Origin of the sequence: Flavobacterium sp. (genome assembly GCF_046153165.1) — a bacterium.
In the GTDB taxonomy this organism is placed as follows: domain Bacteria; phylum Bacteroidota; class Bacteroidia; order Flavobacteriales; family Flavobacteriaceae; genus Flavobacterium.
The window spans coordinates 1-3,266 of sequence record NZ_JBJXEN010000117.1; the positions used below are offsets into that span (position 1 = coordinate 1).

6 protein-coding genes are annotated in these 3,266 nt (G+C 30.3%); all 6 read left to right on the top strand.

What is annotated here, in order from left to right; genetic code table 11:
• Positions 1-288: 288 nt before the first annotated feature.
• The 6 genes from ACKVOV_RS13715 to ACKVOV_RS13740 all read left to right on the top strand — a co-directional run bounded on the left by ACKVOV_RS13715 (position 289) and on the right by ACKVOV_RS13740 (position 3,096).
• Positions 289-732: a hypothetical protein gene (locus ACKVOV_RS13715; protein WP_409207322.1), complete on the top strand. Its 444-nt coding sequence runs from the start codon at positions 289-291 to the stop codon at positions 730-732.
• 367 nt (positions 733-1,099) lie between these two features.
• Complete coding sequence (locus ACKVOV_RS13720; protein WP_409207323.1) at positions 1,100-1,690, top strand: TetR family transcriptional regulator; 591 nt, start codon at positions 1,100-1,102, stop codon at positions 1,688-1,690.
• A gap of 69 nt (positions 1,691-1,759) precedes the next feature.
• Complete coding sequence (locus ACKVOV_RS13725; RefSeq protein WP_409207324.1) at positions 1,760-2,218, top strand: hypothetical protein; 459 nt, start codon at positions 1,760-1,762, stop codon at positions 2,216-2,218.
• Position 2,219: 1 nt separating this feature from the next.
• On the top strand, positions 2,220-2,522 hold the full coding sequence (locus ACKVOV_RS13730) for a DUF3817 domain-containing protein (protein WP_409207325.1): 303 nt from the start codon (positions 2,220-2,222) through the stop codon (positions 2,520-2,522).
• Positions 2,519-2,890 carry a rhodanese-like domain-containing protein gene (locus ACKVOV_RS13735; RefSeq protein ID WP_409207326.1) on the top strand — a complete coding sequence of 124 codons (372 nt, stop codon included), beginning with the start codon at positions 2,519-2,521 and terminating at the stop codon, positions 2,888-2,890. Before ACKVOV_RS13730 ends, ACKVOV_RS13735 begins: the two co-directional genes overlap by 4 nt.
• Positions 2,887-3,096 (top strand): hypothetical protein, encoded by a 210-nt coding sequence (locus tag ACKVOV_RS13740; RefSeq protein ID WP_409207327.1) that lies wholly within the window; start codon positions 2,887-2,889, stop codon positions 3,094-3,096. The genes ACKVOV_RS13735 and ACKVOV_RS13740 overlap by 4 nt, the downstream gene beginning before the upstream one ends.
• Positions 3,097-3,266: the final 170 nt, after the last annotated feature.

The following is a 3,266-nucleotide window of genomic DNA, read 5'->3' on the forward strand; positions in this document are numbered from 1 at the left end:
CAGCCCACTTCGCTCTAACGACAAGCGCACTTCGCCTAACTAGCGCTTTGCAAAAGCAAAGCCGCCGCAAAGCGCGCTTGTCGTTAGTGGCAATTTTGCCGAAGCGGACGTAAATAATGACAAACAAATAAAACAATGAGTAAATATATATTTATATTATCGCTTTTTTTGACTTCGACAATTTTTGCACAAACAAAAAAAAACATAATTGAAGAAACTTTTGACAATATTAAAAGTAAGATAAAAGTTGACAAAAGTGATTCAACTTGCTTTAATCTTACACAGAAAATGTATGATGAAGTTTTACAAAATAAAATTTCTGAATTTAAAAAAAGTACAATTGAAGAAATCAATGAATTTCAAAAAAGCAGAAAATCAAAAAACACATATTTGTTTACCGCATTAATGTTTTATCAAGAAATTATGACAAAATCTGCCGAACAAAAAGTAGTAAAGCCAGAATTGCAAAGAGATGTTGTTAATTATTTAGAAAAAGAATTTCTAAGTGTTTACAATAAAATGCCGACAATTATTTATGTCTATAAAGTTGAGACTTTGAAATTATTTGAAGATGAAGCAGAGCTGAAAAAGTATATTGATGAAGGATTGAAAAACTATCCAAATTCAATACCACTAATGTATTATAGTTATAAGTATTTAAATGAACAGACATATAAAGAAGAATTATTGAAAATAAACAAAAAACATTGGTTAATTAACATTGAACAATAAAAACTGCCACTAACAGTGGTTTGGCGCAATAGCTAATTTGATCTTGTCTCATAATTTTCTTCACGAAAATGTTTATCTTTATCCGAAAATAAAACGTTCGCTGGCATCGCTACTGCAAGCCAAGCCGCAAAACGTTAGAGCGAAATGCGCCTTCCAGCCCACTTCGCTCTAACGACAAGCGCACTTCGCCTAACTAGCGCTTTGCAAAAGCAAAGCCGCCGCAAAGCGCGCTTGTCGTTAGCTGAAACCCTACGAAAACCTACGAAAATCCAACGAAAATCCAACGAAAACACTACAAAAAAATAGAAAAGTTGCACACTTGAACTTAATTGACTTACTTTGTAAATAATACTAATTAGTATCTTTTATGACAAAAGCATCTACAACGCGACATACAATTCTTGAAAAAGCATTTGAAATAATATATACCAAAGGTTATCAAACGACAAGTATAGACGAAATTATAGCTACAACAAAAGTTACAAAAGGTGCATTTTACTATCATTTCAAAACCAAAGACGAAATGGGCTTGGCTATAATCAATGAAATTGTAAAACCAACAATGCAAAACGCCTTTATAAAACCTTTACAAGATGCTGAAAATCCAATAAAAGAAATCTACGAGATGACGAAAGCATTACTTCTGAACAATCCGTTTCTAAAATTAGAATACGGTTGCCCAGCAGGTAATTTAGTACAAGAAATGACACCTTGGAATGTAGAATTTGGAAAAGCATTATCAGAACTAATTATAGAATGGCAACAAACAATTGAAAATTGTATAGATAGTGGTAAATCAAATGGAACTGTTCGGAATAATGTAAATACGCAACAAGTTGCGTATTTCATTATGTCAAGCTATTGGGGAATTAGAAATTTTGGTAAAGTTTATAATAGTTCAGACTGTTATACTTCCTATCTAAAAGAACTCAAAATGTACTTAAATAATTTAGCCTAAAATATTTTCAATAAAAACATACTAATTAGTATGTTTTTATTATCTTTGCATCGTTAAACAAAATTTTCGATGTATCAAACACTTACATTTTACCATTCAATAGTGCGTTGGCTTGTATTAGCAAGTTTACTTTACGCAATTTATCGAGCATATAAAGGCTACACTTCAAATGCTCAATTTTCAAAAACAGACAATTCTATTAGGCATTGGACAGCAACAATTGCTCATATTCAGCTTGTAATTGGAATTACACTTTATACGCAAAGTCCGATTATCAAATACTTTTGGAAAAATTTTAATGAAGCAATTCACAATATAGACACGGCATTTTTTGGTTTGCTTCATATCATATTAATGCTGATAGCAATAATTTTAATTACCATTGGTTCTGCATTATCAAAAAGAAAAACAACCGACAAAGAAAAGTATAAAACTATGTTGGTTTGGTTTTCAATTTCACTCATCATTATTTTCATCGCAATTCCTTGGCCGTTTTCACCATTAGCAAACAGACCTTATTTTAGATAGTATGATAAATTTATTCAAAACAAAAATCGGAAGATTACGAATTATCGGATTCCTTGAAGGTGTTTCTTTGTTAGTCCTTATATTTATTGCAGTACCATTGAAATATTACTTTCAGAATCCAAGTTTAAGCAAAGCTTTAGGACCAATACACGGAGCAATATTTTTACTTTTCCTATTCAACACGTTGAGTGTTGGTGTAGAACAGAATTGGAAATTTAAAACTACAACTTGGAAAATTATATTGGCTTGTTTTATTCCTTTCGGAACATTTTATATTGACAATAAAATTTTAAGAAAACTATGAAAACGATTTACATTATTGGTGGAGTAATTTTATTAATTTACATATCCTATCGAACTTATCGCTTTGCGACACTTGACAACGGACTCGATAAAAAAATAACAAACGGTGCAGTTATATTGGATGTACGAACAGAAAAAGAATATAAAACGGGACATATTGATGGCTCGATAAATATTTCTTTAGGAACAATTCGGGAAAAATACATTGAATTAGATACAAGTAAAACTTATATAACTTGCTGTTCACACGGATTACGAAGTGTGAAAGCAGAAACAATATTAAAAGAAAAAGGGTTTAAGAACGTATTTAATGGTGGTGCTTGGTCTGACCTCGAAAAAATTATAATTGAACAAAAAGATAAAAAATGATTTACGTATTCAAAACATCGGTAAACAAAGAAAATCAATTAAAAAAACTTAAACCACATATTGACAAACTTATACCATTTGCAAAGTGGAATTTTGACCTAGAAGACTGCGACAATATTTTACGAATAGATAGTGAAGAAAATATATCTCTTACAATTAAAACGCTATTTAAAATTTTCAACTTTGAATGTGAAGAATTGGAATAGCAAACACTGAAAAAAGGGCATCAGCTAACAGCAGTTTAGATTGATAAGTATTGTAAAGCCTTTATTTTGTTGATATTTTATAAAATAAAAACAATTAAGTACAACATAGGTACAACAAATGAAAAGTTTTTAGAAATAATACAAATACCTTATATATAAAGTCAATAAAG

Excerpts from the sequence above, each read along its gene's own strand:
- ACKVOV_RS13735 (WP_409207326.1), top strand. The coding sequence starts at position 2,519 with ATGAAAACGATTTACATTATTGGTGGAGTAATTTTATTAATTTACATA.
- ACKVOV_RS13720 (WP_409207323.1), top strand. The coding sequence starts at position 1,100 with ATGACAAAAGCATCTACAACGCGACATACAATTCTTGAAAAAGCATTT.
- ACKVOV_RS13730 (WP_409207325.1), top strand. The coding sequence starts at position 2,220 with ATGATAAATTTATTCAAAACAAAAATCGGAAGATTACGAATTATCGGA.
- ACKVOV_RS13740 (WP_409207327.1), top strand. The coding sequence starts at position 2,887 with ATGATTTACGTATTCAAAACATCGGTAAACAAAGAAAATCAATTAAAA.
- ACKVOV_RS13715 (WP_409207322.1), top strand. The coding sequence starts at position 289 with ATGTATGATGAAGTTTTACAAAATAAAATTTCTGAATTTAAAAAAAGT.
- ACKVOV_RS13725 (WP_409207324.1), top strand. The coding sequence starts at position 1,760 with ATGTATCAAACACTTACATTTTACCATTCAATAGTGCGTTGGCTTGTA.